15 protein-coding genes are annotated in these 13978 nt (G+C 70.1%); 7 read left to right on the top strand and 8 right to left on the bottom strand.

All coding sequences use genetic code 11. From position 1 onward, the window contains the following. Nucleotides 1–74: 74 nt before the first annotated feature. Together IO36_RS01615 and IO36_RS01610 are read right to left on the bottom strand one after the other, a co-directional pair. Nucleotides 75–1607 carry a VWA domain-containing protein gene (locus IO36_RS01615; protein WP_037615053.1) on the bottom strand — a complete coding sequence of 511 codons (1533 nt, stop codon included), beginning with the start codon at nt 1605–1607 and terminating at the stop codon, nt 75–77. Then, nucleotides 1604–2554 (bottom strand): LysR family transcriptional regulator, encoded by a 951-nt coding sequence (locus tag IO36_RS01610; RefSeq protein WP_051899886.1) that lies wholly within the window; start codon nt 2552–2554, stop codon nt 1604–1606. Before IO36_RS01610 ends, IO36_RS01615 begins: the two co-directional genes overlap by 4 nt. 185 nt (nt 2555–2739) lie before the next feature. Between IO36_RS01610 and IO36_RS01605 the strand changes: the two genes are divergently transcribed. Then, entirely contained in the window at nt 2740–3135 is a 396-nt protein-coding gene (locus IO36_RS01605) for a VOC family protein (RefSeq protein WP_037615051.1), read from the top strand. 58 nt (nt 3136–3193) lie between these two features. On the opposite strand, the gene thiC is transcribed toward IO36_RS01605, so the two are convergent. Further along, the gene (gene thiC, locus IO36_RS01600; protein WP_037615049.1) at nt 3194–5023 is read right to left on the bottom strand and encodes a phosphomethylpyrimidine synthase ThiC; all 1830 of its coding nucleotides are present in this window, start codon (nt 5021–5023) and stop codon (nt 3194–3196) included. 220 nt (nt 5024–5243) lie between these two features. Between thiC and IO36_RS01595 the strand changes: the two genes are divergently transcribed. Then, nucleotides 5244–6749, top strand: a complete 1506-nt coding sequence (locus IO36_RS01595; RefSeq protein WP_037615047.1) for a YibE/F family protein — start codon at nt 5244–5246, stop codon at nt 6747–6749. Nucleotides 6750–6828: 79 nt separating this feature from the next. Here the strand turns inward: IO36_RS01595 and IO36_RS01590 are convergent, their stop codons facing one another. The 4 genes from IO36_RS01590 to IO36_RS01575 form a co-directional block, all read right to left on the bottom strand. After that, nucleotides 6829–7266, bottom strand: coding sequence for an SsgA family sporulation/cell division regulator (locus IO36_RS01590; RefSeq protein ID WP_037615045.1), 438 nt, complete (start codon nt 7264–7266; stop codon nt 6829–6831). Between the two features lie 101 nt (nt 7267–7367). After that, nucleotides 7368–8081, bottom strand: coding sequence for an IclR family transcriptional regulator (locus IO36_RS01585; protein WP_037615390.1), 714 nt, complete (start codon nt 8079–8081; stop codon nt 7368–7370). Nucleotides 8082–8655: 574 nt separating this feature from the next. Further along, nucleotides 8656–8868, bottom strand: coding sequence for a DUF5326 family protein (locus IO36_RS01580; RefSeq protein ID WP_037615043.1), 213 nt, complete (start codon nt 8866–8868; stop codon nt 8656–8658). Nucleotides 8869–9034: 166 nt separating this feature from the next. Further along, on the bottom strand, nt 9035–9352 hold the full coding sequence (locus IO36_RS01575) for a cupin domain-containing protein (protein WP_037615041.1): 318 nt from the start codon (nt 9350–9352) through the stop codon (nt 9035–9037). An 81-nt stretch (nt 9353–9433) separates the two neighbouring features. Between IO36_RS01575 and IO36_RS01570 the strand changes: the two genes are divergently transcribed. The 5 genes from IO36_RS01570 (at nt 9434) to IO36_RS01550 (ending at nt 13309) form a co-directional block, all read left to right on the top strand. After that, nucleotides 9434–9811, top strand: coding sequence for a phage holin family protein (locus IO36_RS01570; RefSeq protein WP_037615040.1), 378 nt, complete (start codon nt 9434–9436; stop codon nt 9809–9811). Nucleotides 9812–9828: 17 nt separating this feature from the next. Next, complete coding sequence (locus IO36_RS01565; RefSeq protein WP_037615037.1) at nt 9829–10320, top strand: low molecular weight protein-tyrosine-phosphatase; 492 nt, start codon at nt 9829–9831, stop codon at nt 10318–10320. Beyond that, nucleotides 10317–11513, top strand: coding sequence for a cystathionine gamma-lyase (locus IO36_RS01560; protein WP_037615035.1), 1197 nt, complete (start codon nt 10317–10319; stop codon nt 11511–11513). Before IO36_RS01565 ends, IO36_RS01560 begins: the two co-directional genes overlap by 4 nt. A gap of 214 nt (nt 11514–11727) precedes the next feature. Next, a complete protein-coding gene (locus tag IO36_RS01555; protein ID WP_037615032.1) occupies nt 11728–12633 on the top strand; it encodes a LysR family transcriptional regulator in 906 nt (301 codons plus the stop codon). A 193-nt stretch (nt 12634–12826) separates the two neighbouring features. After that, entirely contained in the window at nt 12827–13309 is a 483-nt protein-coding gene (locus tag IO36_RS01550; RefSeq protein ID WP_037615030.1) for an NUDIX domain-containing protein, read from the top strand. 36 nt (nt 13310–13345) lie between these two features. Here IO36_RS01550 and IO36_RS01545 read toward each other — a convergent pair whose 3' ends face one another. Beyond that, on the bottom strand, nt 13346–13978 hold the full coding sequence (locus IO36_RS01545) for an HAD family hydrolase (RefSeq protein WP_037615028.1): 633 nt from the start codon (nt 13976–13978) through the stop codon (nt 13346–13348).

The following is a 13978-nucleotide window of genomic DNA, read 5'->3' as shown; positions in this document are numbered from 1 at the left end:
CGGCTGTATCTGGACGGTCCGCTCACCGCGGGCTGCGGGCTGCCCATCGATCCCGGGCAACCGCCCGGGCGTCCTCAGATGATGCCCAGCCGCCGCGCCTCCTTCATCCAGGACGGGAACTCGGACAGCAGCCGGTCGTAGAGCTCCGGATCCGGTACGTTGCCGATGTCGTCGACCGCGAAGAAGCCCACGTTGTCGACGCGGCGGCCCGGGAGGGTGTCGAACCGCTCCAGAACGCCGTAGTTGGAGCGTCCCAGACCCACGAACTGCCAGAAAACCGGCTCCTCCACCGCCTCCCGCAGTTCCGTCTCGATCTCCTTGTTGCGGTAGACGCCGCCGTCGGAGAAGAAGAGCACCAGCGTGGGATCGGCGGCCGGGTTCTCCCGGACGAACGCCCGGACCTCGGCGATCACCTTCTGCTCCTCGTTCTGGATGCCGACCGCCCGCATGTCCACCTGCCCCGGCAACAGGCCCTTCTTCGGCTTCTTCCGCCGGAACAGGGTCAGTTCACCGACCCGGACATGACGCTCCAGCCACTCCGGCAGCTCCCCGAGGGCAAGGTCCGGCAGCCGGGCCGGATTCGACGCGAAGGTCCACGCCTGCATCTCGCCGTCGTCGTCCAGCTGGGCCGCCACCGCGGCCATCCGCTCCACCACATCGGCCACGACGCCCTTGGAGTACAGGAACGACATCGACCCGGAGGCGTCCAGGACCAGGATCACGCGGGCCCTGACCCCCACGGCCCCGTGCTTGCGGAGACTGACCGCCACCTGCTCCTTGCGCAGCGAGAGCCGCTTGCGCATGTCCACGGGCAGTTGCTCCTCCCCCTTGACGAGCCGGGGGGCCGCGCCGCCGGCCGGGGGAGCCGCCGGTGCCGGAGGCCCGGGCGGGGGCACGGGTGCCGACGGGGGTGCCGGGGGCATGGGCGCGGCCTGCGGTGCGGGAGCCGACGGAGGGACCGGCGGGGCGGACGCGGCCTGCGGGAACGGATTCGGCGACGACGCCGGAGCGGGCGGGACGGCTCCCCCGGTGACGCCCGTCGCGCCCGCGCCACCGGAAGCAGCCGCACCGGGCTCCTCGTCGACGCTGATCCCGAAATCGGTGGCCAGGCCCGCGAGACCGGAGGCATACCCCTGGCCCACCGCCCGGAACTTCCACTGACCGCTGCGCAGATACAGCTCGCCCCCGATGAAGGCCGTCTCGGTCGTCGCCTCCATGTCGAAGAACGCCAGCTCCTGGCCCGTACCGGCGTCGAAGAGCCGCAGTCTCAGGTCCGACAGCCGGCCGAAGGGCCCCCCGTCGGCGGAGGCGCCGAGAACGACCCGCTGGATCTCGGGCTCCAGAGCCTGCAGATCCACCTCGAGCGTGTCCGTCGTGCCGTCGCCCTCCTTCCGCTTGCCCGCGTGGCGCACGGCGCCGGAGGCGTGCCGGGGCTGGTTGTAGAAGACGAAGTCACTGTCGTCACGCACCCGTCCGTCCTCGCGCAGCAGCAGGGCCGAGGCGTCGGCGTCCGGCGCACCGGGGCCCGCGGACCAGCCGAGGACGACCCGCACCTGTCGCGCGGCGACGGGAAGGTTGGCGCCCTTGCTCATCGATGTCGGTGTCATGTGCCCAGTCTCCCCGCAGAAGCCGTCGATGGATCCGACCGGTGCGCCCGCCCGGGGACGGAGCCGGAGCCGGCCGAGTCGGTCGCGGCCCGGACGAACGCGCGCAGCCGCTCGGTGGTGTTGCCCTCTCTCCACACCAGTCCCCGCTCGATGGGGGGCGCGTCGTGAAGGCGTACGTAGGCGACGTCGGGCCGGGGGTAGTACTGCCGCGAGTGCTCCCCCACCGGGAGGACACCCCGGCCCATCGCGACCAGCGTCAGCATCTCGGAGAACGACTCTCCGGCCGGGCCCTTGGGAACGGGCCGGCCCGAGGGGGTGTGCTCCGGTGTGCGGTCCCGTTTGAAGCCGGCCGAGGTCGCCTGCGGGTACTGCACGACGGGGTGTTCCGCGAGCACCTCGAGGGACAACCGTTCCTCACGGGCCAGCGGATGCCCCGCGGGGACGGCCAGGACCCGTCCCTCCCGCATCAGGGCGGGTCCGGTGGCCATGCCGTCGAAGGGGAAGGAGGCGAGCAGTATGTCGATCGAGCCGTCCAGCAGACTCGCCCGGGAGTTGGACAGCTGGACCTCCCGCACCTCGACCCGGCAGTCGGGGTGCCGCTCGCCGAACAGGGAGACCGCCCGGAGCAGGGCGGGTGCGGTCGACTCGCCGAGGAAGGCGGCCCGCAGCTCTCCGGTGATCCCCCGGCCCGCGTCGGCCGCCCTGCGCAGGGCCGCTTCCATCGCGACGGCCAGGGGCGCCAGATCCTCCGCCAGCTGCCGCCCGATCGGGGTGAGCCGGACCGAACGGCTGGTGCGCTCGAAGAGCAGTCCGCCGACTCTGCGCTCGACCGCCTTGATCACCTGACTGACCCGCCCGGTCGTGATCCCCAGCCGTGCGGCGGTCCGGCCGAAGTGCAGCTCCTCGGCCAGCGTCAGAATGGTCTCGGTCTCCAGTCGTTCCAGCATGTATCCCCCGGCGTTAAATCTGGCTCAACGGTCGTACAGAGATCTTGCCTTGATGCCGTGCTCCGCACGGCGGATCGTGGAAGGCGTCCACGGGAGGCCCGGGCACAGGAGCCGGGCCCGTCCGTGCCGACGATCGACCCGACCTGTCAGCGCGTGGCCCGCCACGCCGTCGCCCTGGAGACGACATGACCACCCTGCGTGTGAAGGCCTTCGACCACCTGGTCCTCAACGTCGAGGACGTCGAACGGTCCCTGGACTTCTACATCGGCCTGCTCGGACTGGAGCCCGTACGCGTCGACGCGTGGCGACGCGGCGAGGCCCCGTTCCCGTCGGTGCGGATCACCGGGGAGACCATCGTCGACCTGGTCGCCCACGCGCCCGAAGGCTCCAACGTCGACCACTTCTGCCTCACCGTGGAACCGCTGGACTGGGACCCGGTCATCGCGGCGGGTACCTTCACCGTGCTCGAGGGACCCGTGCAGCGCTACGGCGCGCGCGGCAACGCCACCTCGGTCTACGTGCAGGACCCGGACGGAAACACCGTCGAGCTGCGCTGGTACCCCGAGGACGTCACGTCGTGAGCCTGCCGAGGGACGGCGGTCCGGGTACCCGTCCCGGACCGCGCCCTCGTGCGGTGGGTCAGTCGGCCAGCGGCAGATACACGCGGTTGCCCGCCTCGGCGAACTCCCGCGACTTCTGCAGCATGCCCGCCGCGACCTCCTCGGCCGAGGCGCCCTCGGCCACGTCACCGCCGAACCGCTCGTTGATGTTCTGGCTGATCTTCATCGAGCAGAACTTCGGCCCGCACATGGAGCAGAAGTGGGCCGTCTTGGCGGGCTCGGCCGGCAGCGTCCGGTCGTGGAACTCCCTTGCCGTGTCCGGGTCGAGAGCCAGGTTGAACTGGTCCTCCCACCGGAACTCGAAGCGGGCGTCCGAGAGCGCGTCGTCCCATTCCTGCGCACCCGGGTGCCCCTTGGCGAGGTCGGCCGCGTGGGCGGCGATCTTGTAGGTGATGACGCCGGTCTTGACGTCGTCACGATCGGGCAGGCCCAGATGCTCCTTGGGCGTGACGTAGCAGAGCATCGCCGTGCCCCACCAGGCGATCATCGCGGCACCGATGCCGGAGGTGATGTGGTCGTAGGCCGGCGCGACGTCCGTCGTCAGCGGGCCGAGGGTATAGAACGGAGCTTCATCACAGATCTCCTGCTGAAGGTCGATGTTCTCCTTGATCTTGTGCATCGGGACATGTCCCGGGCCCTCGATCATCGTCTGTACCTGAAAACGCTTCGCGACCTTGTTGAGTTCCCCGAGCGTCCTCAACTCCGCGAACTGGGCGGCGTCGTTGGCGTCCGCGATGGACCCCGGCCGCAGCCCGTCGCCGAGCGAGTAGGTGACGTCGTACGCGGCGAGGATCTCGCAGAGCTCCTCGAAGTTCTCGTAGAGGAACGACTCCTTGTGGTGCGCGAGGCACCAGGCGGCCATGATCGAGCCGCCGCGCGAGACGATGCCCGTCTTGCGGTTCGCGGTGAGCGGCACGTACGCCAGGCGCACGCCCGCGTGGACCGTCATGTAGTCCACGCCCTGCTCGGCCTGCTCGATGACGGTGTCCTTGTAGATCTCCCAGGTCAGCTCCTCGGCACGGCCGTCGACCTTCTCCAGCGCCTGATAGAGCGGCACGGTGCCGATGGGGACGGGGGAGTTGCGCAGCACCCATTCCCGCGTGGTGTGGATGTTGCGACCGGTGGACAGGTCCATGACCGTGTCGGCGCCCCAGCGGGTCGCCCAGGTCATCTTCTCCACCTCCTCCTCGATGGAGGAAGTCACCGCGGAATTGCCGATGTTGGCGTTGACCTTCACCAGGAACCGCTTGCCGATGATCATCGGCTCGATCTCCGGATGATTGACATTCACGGGCAGCACCGCCCGGCCCGCCGCGATCTCCTCCCGTACGACCTCGGGGTCCACGTTCTCGCGGACCGCCACGAACTCCATCTCGGGCGTGATCTCCCCGCGGCGCGCATAGGCGAGCTGGGTGACCGGCTGCCCCGGGCGCCCGCGGCGCGGCTGGCGCGGCCGGCCGGGGAAGACCGCGTCGAGGTTGCGCAGCCCCCCGCGCGGGGACGTGTGCTTGATCCCGTCGTCCTCGGGCCGGACGGGACGGCCCGCGTACTCCTCGGTGTCTCCGCGGGCGATGATCCAGCTCTCCCGCAGCGGGGCCAGTCCCCTGCGCACATCGGTGTCGATGGTCGGATCGGTGTACGGACCGGAGGTGTCGTACAGCGTCACGGACTGCCCGTTGGTGAGGTGCACCTGGCGGACGGGCACCCGAAGATCGGGGCGTGTACCCCCGACATACGCCTTGTGCCAGCCGATGGACTGCCCGTCCCGGCCGTTCGGGCCGGCCGGGGACGGCGGGGAAACCCCGTCCGTCCGATCGGAGGCAGGCGTGCGTACATCCTTGTCGGTCATGAGACCTACTCCCTACGCCGGCATTACCCGGTAACAGGTTCAGCGGTCGACGCAGCGGCTTCCGATCGCCGATGTTTCATGTGAAACATCGCGAAGACGGAGGTCAGCGCCCTCTCAGCCCGGTGCTCCGAGCTCCCGCGTGTGCAAAGGTGCCTCCACGCTAGCGCCATGTTTGGCGCGGTGAACAGAGGGCCCTTGACGTTCTTGCGATGATCGGGCGGTGACGACGACCCGCCAGCACCCGTTCCCCCCGTCCGAGCCGCCCCGGCGCCCCGGCTCCGACGGCGGCCGCGGGCACGGCTCCGGCCAGGACCACAGCCACGGCCATGAGCACGGACACGGGCGGGACACCGACCCTCACGGCCTCGACGAGGAGCGCGCGCCCGGTACCCGGCGCGGGCGCACCGAGCCCGTGGGCGGCGGGCACGGACACTCTCACAGCCACGGTCCGGCCGCGCCGGTCTCCAAGCATCTGCGCAAGGTCATCGCCGCGGTGCTGATCCCCTTCGCGGCCGCGGTCGCGGTGGGCCTCGTGGTGCTGTGGCCCGGCAGTGCGCCCGCCCACGAGCGCACCGGCGTCGGCTTCGACCGGCAGACCCAGCAGGCGACGGTCACGAGAATCGACCAGGTGGACTGCAAGTCCGTCAACGCCTCTTCCGGCTCCGCGACGGCCGACGGCTCCGCCGCCGGGGGCTCCTCCTCCCAGCAGCGGACGGCGGGGGAGTGCAAGAAGGCCACGGTCCGGATCGACAGCGGCAAGGACAAGGGCCGCACCTTCACCGAGATCGTTCAGCCGGACCAGTCACGGCAGTTGCACCAGAGCGAGAAGGTCGTCGTCGCCTACGAGCCCTCCGCCCCCAAGGACCTGCAGTACTCGGTGACCGACGCCAACCGGAAACTGCCCCTGGCGCTGCTGTCCGTGATCTTCGCCGTCGTCGTCGTGGTGATCGGCCGCATGCGCGGCGTCATGGCACTGGTGGCCCTGGCCATCAGCTTCCTGATCCTCAACTTCTTCATCCTGCCCGCGATCCTGGAGGGCTCGAACCCGCTGCTCGTGGCCGTGGTCGGGTCCAGCGCGATCATGCTGATCGCCCTGTACATGTGCCATGGTCTGTCGGCCCGCACGTCCGTGGCGGTGGTCGGCACCCTGCTCTCGCTGATCCTGATCGGCCTGCTCGGCTCGGTCTTCATCGACTGGGCCTTCCTGACCGGCAACACCGACGACAGCACCGGGCTGATCCACGGTCTGTACCCGTCCATCGACATGAGCGGTCTGCTGCTGGCCGGCGTCATCATCGGTTCGCTCGGCGTCCTGGACGACGTGACGGTCACCCAGACGTCCGCGGTCTGGGAGCTGCACGAGGCGAACCCCACGATGGGCCGGCGCGGCCTGTACCGCGCGGGCATCCGTATCGGCCGCGACCACATCGCGTCGGTCGTCAACACACTCGTCCTGGCCTACGCGGGTGCCGCGCTGCCGCTGCTGCTGCTCTTCTCGATCGCGCAGAGCAGCGTGGACACGGTCGCCAACAGCGAACTGGTCGCCGAGGAGATCGTGCGCACGCTGGTCGGATCGATCGGCCTGGTCGCCGCGGTGCCGGTGACGACCGCGCTGGCCGCCCTCGTGGTCGCCGCGGACCGGTCGGACGGCGCCGCCGTCCCCGCCCAGCCCGCGGCCGCCGGGGCTCCGGCCCGGAGCGGGAAGGGACATCGCCGCAAGCGCTGACCCGCCCCCGGAAGCCGAAACCATCCTGCACGGACGGCCCTTGTGAGGAAGCGTTCCTCCGCTCCCGGCCGCCGGGGCGTCAGCCCGCGCTCTGCTCCTCCGTCAGGATGCGGTCGAGCACGGCGTCGAGGGAGGTGTCGAAGCCCTCCAGAGATCGTTCCTGCCCGAGGGGGACGAGCCGGTCCGTCCGGTCGAGGAAGGCGACGAGCGGCGCGGTCCCGGACCGGAACAGCGCGTGATCGCCGCCCACCTGGAGCCGGATCAGCACCTCGCCGAGCGCCTCCGGCTCGGCCGGAGCGATGTGCACGTCCCCGTCGCCGCAGGGCCTGCCCACACCGTCGATCAGCAGTTCCCTCCCGAAGGCCCAGGTCACAGGCGCGTCGCCGGGCAAGTGGAAGGTCAACCGCACCGCGTACGGATCACAGGTCTCGTATCGCAGCTCGACAGGAATGCGGAAGGAGAGCTCCTCGGACACGAGGAAGCTCATCATGACCTCAGCCTGTACCGACTCGCGCATCGCCTACCCCGTCGTTTGCCGTCGACTGGCCAGGAGTGGTCTCACCTGACACTGCTGGAAATCTTGCTCAACGTGCATGCCGCATTACAAGGAGTGATTTTTCAGATACTGATAGAGATGGCGAGTGTTGTTAGCAGCCCGCCCACCTCGCTCTGCAGCCTGCGTGCCGCGGGCATCAGCCGCTCCCCCTGATGGGACGGCAGGGAGAAGGCCACGGCCGCGGCGGAACTGCCCGCGGTGACCGGGATCGCGGCACAGACCGTGCCCAGCGCGTACTCCTGCCGCTCGATCACCGGCTCCATCCGGCCCATCCGCTCCAGGCGCCTCAGCAGGCGGTCCTTGTCACGCACCGTGTACGGGGTGAGCGGTCGCACCGGATAGCGGTCGAGGTGGTCACGCCGGGACGTGTCGTCCAGCTGGGCCAGCAGACACTGGCCGACGGCATGCGCGTGCCCGGTCTCACGGAAGTCGGCCCACTCGTGGACCGCCGGGTTCCCCGGGGAGTCGGCGACGCACAGGACCTCGATCTCGCCCTCGCGGTAGACCGCGTAGTACACGGGCGCGCCGATCGCGTCCCGCCAGTGCGCGAGCAGGTCCCTGACCGTGCTGCGACGTTTCTGCCGGGCTCCGCTGCTGCTCAGCCGCTCGGTGGCCTCACCGAGGAAGAACAGCCCGCTGTCCCGGCGCAGATAGCCCTCGTGGACGAGGGTGCGCAGCAGGTGGTAGGCCGTCGGCAGCGCCAGTCCGGCGTCCCGGGCCAGCTGTTTGGCGGGGGCGCCCTGCTCGCGCGAGGCCACGGCCTCCAGCAGACGCATCGCGCGCTGGACCGAGCCGATCAGCGTGGTGGCGTGGGAGTCCAGGGGACCGGCCTCGGGCTCCCTGGAAGGGGCGCGGGCGGGTCGCGCCGTCCGCGCGACCGGTGACGGCGTACCGCGCGTCACCGACGGCCTGGTGGGCCCGGTGAGCCCCTCCGCCGGCGCCGTGCGCCGGGCGGGCGTCGCCCCCGTCGAGGGCCCGGAGGGCGCCGGCTCCCCGGCCGGGGAGGACGGGGTGCGCGAACGGGGTGGCTCCCCCGGCGAGGTGCGCGGCTGGACCGGTGGCACGCGTGCGGCCACGGGCGTGCCCGGTCGCCGGAAGGGAGGAGCGACGGATGGTGCGGGTGCGGTGTCGACCGTGGCCAAGGGGCACTCCGAAGAGCGAGGAGGACCGCCCGTGCGGGGAATCACGGGAGGGGGCTGTGCGCTTCCCGCGGGATCGGCCCCGCGAGTTCCGGACTCTAACGGCCCGTCACCGCCCGGATGCCGTCTCACCGGAAAACTTCCCCCGGCCGAGGGAACCTTGGGTTCCCTCTCCTCTTTTTTCGTTACCCCTCGCTCACCCTCTCGCGCCTCACCAGTCGCTGCGGGACGAGGAGCCCGACATGAACTTCCGCACGATGAAGATCAGTCCGCCGACCAGCGCGACGAAGACGAGCAGCTTGAAGAGCAGGCCGATGAAGAACCCGACGATGCTCGCTATCAGACCGCCGAACACCACCAGGGCGATGACGGGAACGGCGACCCACTTCACCCACCACGGCATACCGCTGAAGATCTCCTGCATCGTCCTTGTCCTTACCTCTCCTCGCCCGCGGTCCCGACGCCGGGACACCGATTCCGGGTTCTGTGATGTCTCGCATCCGATGCTAGGCCGGGAAGGAGGCCGTGCGGGGCCCTGGCACCCCTTGTCCTCCCCTGACCGTTCCCCTAGGGAACCCTGAGACGCGGCATCAACTCTCGGGGGGAGAGAACATCACGAGAACCCGCAGATCCTCCGTGATGTGGTGGAACTTGTGGGCGACCCCGGCCGGCACGTAGACGACGCTGCCCCGGGCCACCTGGGTGGTCTCCAGACCGACGGTGATCGACGCCCGTCCGCTGACCACGAAGTACACCTCGTCCTGGGCGTGCGGCTTCTGCGGGTCCTGGGTTCCCGCGTCGAGCGCGTACAGCCCGACGGACATGTTCCGCTCCCGCAGGAACTGCAGATAGGCACCATCGTTGGCGGCGCGTTCCGCCTCCAGTTCGTCCAGCCGGAATGCCTTCATCGCCCTCGTCCGTTCCTGTGCACCTCAGGCTGTTTCCGCAGCCTCTTCTGGCCAGTCGATCTCTCTGCCACGATCAGACACATGAAGAATTTCGTAGTCAAGACGCTCGCCAACGCGGGGGCCCTGGCCGTCGCCGTCTGGCTGCTCGACAAGATCACCCTCACGGGCGACAGCACGGGCAAGAAGATAGGCACGCTCATCCTCGTCGCACTGGTCTTCGGACTGGTGAACTTCCTGGTCAAGCCGGTCGTGAAGGTGCTGACCTTCCCGCTCTTCATCCTCACTCTCGGCCTGATCACCCTGGTGGTGAACGCCTTGATGCTGCTGCTCACCTCGTGGCTCGCCGACAAACTCGATCTGAGCTTCCACGTGGAGGGCTTCTGGACCGCCGTGCTGGGCGGCCTGATCATCTCCATCGTCTCCTGGGCGCTCAACATCGTGCTGCCCGACGGCGACTGAACGACCGAGAGGAATTCATGACCTACCGCGTCTGCTTCGTCTGCACCGGCAACATCTGCCGCTCGCCGATGGCCGAGTCCGTCTTCCGCGCTCATGTGGAGCGGGCGGGTCTCGGTGACCTCGTCGAGGTCGACAGCGCGGGCACGGGCGGCTGGCACGAGGGCGACGGGGCCGACGAGCGCACCGTCGCCGTGCTGGAGGCGAACGGCTACGAGAGCGATCACGCGGCCCGCCGGTTCCAGGCCTCGTGGTTCTCCCGGCTCGATCTCGTCATCGCCCTCGACACGGGCCACCTCGACGCCCTGCGCCGCCTCGCGGCCCGTCCCGAGGACGCCGGGAAGGTCCGGCTGCTGCGTTCGTACGACCCCGCCGCCGGCGACGACCTCGACGTCCCCGATCCGTACTACGGACACCTGGACGGCTTCGAGGAATGTCTTGAGATGGTGGAGGCGGCGAGCCCTGGACTGCTCGCCGCGGTACGCGAGCACGTGGAAGGACGAGCGGCATGACGTCAGGGGAATTCGGCACGGCGGACGACAGGGGCAGCGGCCCCGCGCAGAGCGGGAGCAGCGGGCCCGCGACGCCGGGCGACGGCACGCGAGCGGTGCGCGCCGGACTGCCCGAGCCGCTCAAGTACGAGCCGACCCTCCCCGGCCCGGTCTTCGCCGCGCACTTCCATCTCCCCGGTGAGCCCACCGGCCCCTACACCTACGGCCGCGACGAGAACCCGACCTGGACGCTCCTGGAGCGCGCCATCGGCGAACTGGAGGCCCCCGGACAGGAGTCCGTCGAGACGCTCTCCTTCCCCTCCGGCATGGCCGCCATCTCCGCGGTGCTCTTCTCCCAGCTGCGGGCCGGCGACATCGTCGTGCTGCCCGAGGACGGCTATCAGGTGCTGCCGCTGGTGCGCGAGCAGCTGACCGCGTTCGGTGTCGAGGTGCGCACCGCCCCGACCGCGGGCGACGCCCAGCTGGAGGTGCTGGAGGGCGCGAAGCTGCTGTGGATCGAGACGCCGTCCAACCCGGGTCTGGACGTCTGCGACCTGCGGCGCCTCGTGGCCGCCGCGCACGCGCAGGGCACCCTCGTCGCCGTCGACAACACACTGGCCACGCCGCTCGGACAGCGCCCGCTGGAGCTGGGGGCGGACTTCTCGGTGGCCAGCGGCACCAAGATGCTCACGGGGCACGGCGACATCCTCCTCGGGTATGTCACTGGCAGGGACGCCGCGCTGATGGCTCCTGTCCGACGCTGGCGCAAGGTGGTCGGCGCCATCCCCGGGCCCATGGAGGCCTGGCTGGCGCACCGCTCGCTCGCCACGCTCCAGCTGAGGGCCGACCGGCAGACCGCCACCGCGAGGACGGTCGCCGAGGTCCTGCGGGACCGCCCCGAGGTGACGGGGCTGCGCTACCCGGGGCTGCCCGACGACCCCTCGTACAAGATCGCGTCGCAGCAGATGCGCCGCTTCGGCTGCGTCGTCTCCTTCACCCTGCCCTCGCGTGAGCGCGCGGAGCGCTTCCTCGACGCACTGCGTCTGGTCGACGACGCCACCAGCTTCGGCGGGGTGCGGTCCACGGCCGAGCGGCGCGGCCGCTGGGGCGGCGACGCCGTGCCGGAGGGCTTCATCCGTCTCTCCGTCGGCGCCGAGGACCCCGAGGACCTGGTGGCGGACATTCTGCGGGCCCTGGAGACGTCCGCCGCGTAGGACTCCACCGCCTCGGGACCGGCGCCCCACCGGGTACGGCGAACGGTCCGAGCCTCCCCCCTCGTGGCTCGGACCGCTCCGGTTCTGCGCGCGAAGAACCGCGCGAACAAGGCTAGTTGACTCTGTGTCAGTGTCCAATCACGGTAGCGACAGCGACCTATCGACTTATTTATAGTTGAGGCTCGCGCGGGGGTGCTGAGAGGGGAGGGGCACCATGGACCTGGCCTTGCTGCGCACGTTCGTGACGGTGCACCGAGCCGGTTCCTTCACGCGTGCCGCCGCCCTGCTCGGCCTCTCCCAGCCCGCCGTCACCTCGCAGATCCGCACACTGGAACGCCAGTTGGGGCGGCCCCTGTTCCTGCGCCAGGCACGAGGGGTGACGCCCACGACCATGGGCGACGAACTCGCCCACAAGGCGGCGCCCCATCTCGACGCCCTCGTGGAGATCGCGGAGACCGGTCTCGACGACGACTCGTCCCTTCGCACCCTGCATCTCGCGGGACCGTCCGAGTTCACCGCCGAACGCGCGTTGCCCGCGCTCATGGAAATGCCCGGCGGCGAGGGCCAGGGCTTCGCGCTGCGCGCCTCCTTCGGCAACGCCGAGGAGACGATGGAGGGGCTCGCCGCCGGACATCATGATCTGGCCATCACGACGGCCCAGCCACGGGGTGCGCTCCTCACCGCGACTCCGCTCTGCGACGAAGAGCATGTCCTGGTCGCCGCTCCGCGCTGGGCCGCCAGGATCCGTGCGGGCAGACTCCGCCGCAAGGGCGCGCACGCCTTGGAGGACGTCCCCATCGTCGAGGTCCACGAATCGCTGCCGCTCGTCGCCGGCTACTGGGCCTCCGTCTTCGACTGCCGCCCTGCCGCGTCCGGCACGGTGATCGTCCCGGATCTCCGGGCGGTCCTCGCCTGCGCCTCCGCGGGCGCCGGCCTCGCCGTCCTGCCCCGGTACCTCTGCGCCGACGCCATCGAGCGCGGCGATGTCGTCCCCCTCCTCGATCCCGTCATTCCCCCGCTGCGTACGTACTTCCTTGTCGTACGGACCGGGACGCTGGCGATGGCGCACATCGCCCGAGCACACGCATGGCTGCTGCGGGCTGCCTCCGACTGGACGTGAGGCCGCCCGGGACCGAGGGCCTCCGGGCACGGTCGCCGAGCACGCTGCGCAGCCCGGCGCCGAGGACCGCGGCAGGCATCCCAAGACCGGCCGTCACCCGGTTCCCCGCGGCGCGGGGCATCCTTCGGGGCTTTCCCGAGGAATCGCGGCCACACGATGTTTCACGTGGAACCAGTCGGGCCACATTTCTCCCATGACCGTCCGACCCGTGGTCAAGCGCACCGCACGTGCCGTCCTGCTCGACGGTGACGACCTGATCTTGATCAAGCGCACCAAGCCCGGCGTCGACCCCTACTGGCTCACACCGGGTGGCGGGGTCGAACCGGAGGACACGACTGTCGTCGAAGCGCTCCATCGTGAGGTGCACGAGGAACTCGGCGCCAAGATCGTCGATGTGGTGCCCTGCTTCGTCGACACCGTCGAGCACATCGGCGACGACGGCGGGGCGACCGGAGTGAAGGTCCAGCACTTCTTTGTCTGCCGCCTGGAGTCCATGGACCCGTCCCTGCGCCACGGTCCCGAGGTGGACGAGCCCACGGGCGAATACGAGATCGTCCGGGTCCCGTTCACCCGGGTCGGAATCGCCTCCGTGCACCTCGTGCCCCTGTCGCTGCGACACTACCTCGACGGGAACATCGAGGGCGTACGGGCCATGCACGCACCCGACCTGGGCTGACTCCCCGCGGCGCGGACGCGGCTCTGCCGTCCGTGACTACCTGGTGCCCGCCACCAATTGATAAGCGGCCCGCAGGTCCTGTCCCGTGTAGGAATGCGTGGCGAGACCGCGGAGATGCCGGTCCGCGTTGACGGCGACGGACACCGGCACGATGCCGAAGAGATCCTTGTCCGAGCCCGAGTCGCCATAGGCCACGCAATCGGCCCGGCTCACCCCGAACTCGGCACAGAGCCGGTCGGCGATCCGCACCTTCGCCGCGGCGTTGAGAATGCCCGCCAGGTCCAGCGGCTCCACGAACGGCACCGCCGGAAAACGCGATCCATGCGCCGCGTGCGCTCCCCAGGACAGCAGACGCTCCACGAAGAACGAGGGCGACAGCGAGACGACGGCGCAGTAGTCGCCGTTGCGCCGGATCTCCGTCCAGACGTCCTCGATGCCCGACAACCAGGGCGCGCCGTCGAAGGCCGCCGTGACATGGGCCTCCGTGAGATCCGTCCACAGGGCGTGCACCTGCGTCGCATACTCCGGAGGACCGATGCGCCCTTCGGAGATGGCTCGTTCGATCGCGATGTTCTCGGCTTCCCGGCCGAGTTGCCGGGAGATCTCCAGAGGTGCGGTGCTGCCGTGCAGCAACGTGCCGTCGAGGTCGAAAAGGTGAAGTCTCGCCAT

Source organism: Streptomyces aureus (assembly GCF_000725495.1).
GTDB lineage: Bacteria > Actinomycetota > Actinomycetes > Streptomycetales > Streptomycetaceae > Streptomyces > Streptomyces aureus_B.
The sequence above is the reverse complement of the archived record's forward strand: the minus strand, read 5'-3'. Positions and strand labels throughout refer to the sequence as shown.

Bases quoted from the DNA above. Each gene is read 5' to 3' on its own strand.
- IO36_RS01565 (WP_037615037.1), top strand. From the start codon at position 9,829: ATGACCTACCGCGTCTGCTTCGTCTGCACCGGCAACATCTGCCGCTCG.
- thiC (WP_037615049.1), bottom strand. From the start codon at position 5,023: ATGACCGACAAGGATGTACGCACGCCTGCCTCCGATCGGACGGACGGG.
- IO36_RS01575 (WP_037615041.1), bottom strand. From the start codon at position 9,352: ATGAAGGCATTCCGGCTGGACGAACTGGAGGCGGAACGCGCCGCCAAC.
- IO36_RS01570 (WP_037615040.1), top strand. From the start codon at position 9,434: ATGAAGAATTTCGTAGTCAAGACGCTCGCCAACGCGGGGGCCCTGGCC.
- IO36_RS01605 (WP_037615051.1), top strand. From the start codon at position 2,740: ATGACCACCCTGCGTGTGAAGGCCTTCGACCACCTGGTCCTCAACGTC.
- IO36_RS01580 (WP_037615043.1), bottom strand. From the start codon at position 8,868: ATGCAGGAGATCTTCAGCGGTATGCCGTGGTGGGTGAAGTGGGTCGCC.
- IO36_RS01615 (WP_037615053.1), bottom strand. From the start codon at position 1,607: ATGACACCGACATCGATGAGCAAGGGCGCCAACCTTCCCGTCGCCGCG.
- IO36_RS01585 (WP_037615390.1), bottom strand. From the start codon at position 8,081: ATGCGTCTGCTGGAGGCCGTGGCCTCGCGCGAGCAGGGCGCCCCCGCC.
- IO36_RS01545 (WP_037615028.1), bottom strand. From the start codon at position 13,978: ATGGCGAGACTTCACCTTTTCGACCTCGACGGCACGTTGCTGCACGGC.
- IO36_RS01610 (WP_051899886.1), bottom strand. From the start codon at position 2,554: ATGCTGGAACGACTGGAGACCGAGACCATTCTGACGCTGGCCGAGGAG.
- IO36_RS01555 (WP_037615032.1), top strand. From the start codon at position 11,728: ATGGACCTGGCCTTGCTGCGCACGTTCGTGACGGTGCACCGAGCCGGT.
- IO36_RS01560 (WP_037615035.1), top strand. From the start codon at position 10,317: ATGACGTCAGGGGAATTCGGCACGGCGGACGACAGGGGCAGCGGCCCC.
- IO36_RS01550 (WP_037615030.1), top strand. From the start codon at position 12,827: ATGACCGTCCGACCCGTGGTCAAGCGCACCGCACGTGCCGTCCTGCTC.
- IO36_RS01590 (WP_037615045.1), bottom strand. From the start codon at position 7,266: ATGCGCGAGTCGGTACAGGCTGAGGTCATGATGAGCTTCCTCGTGTCC.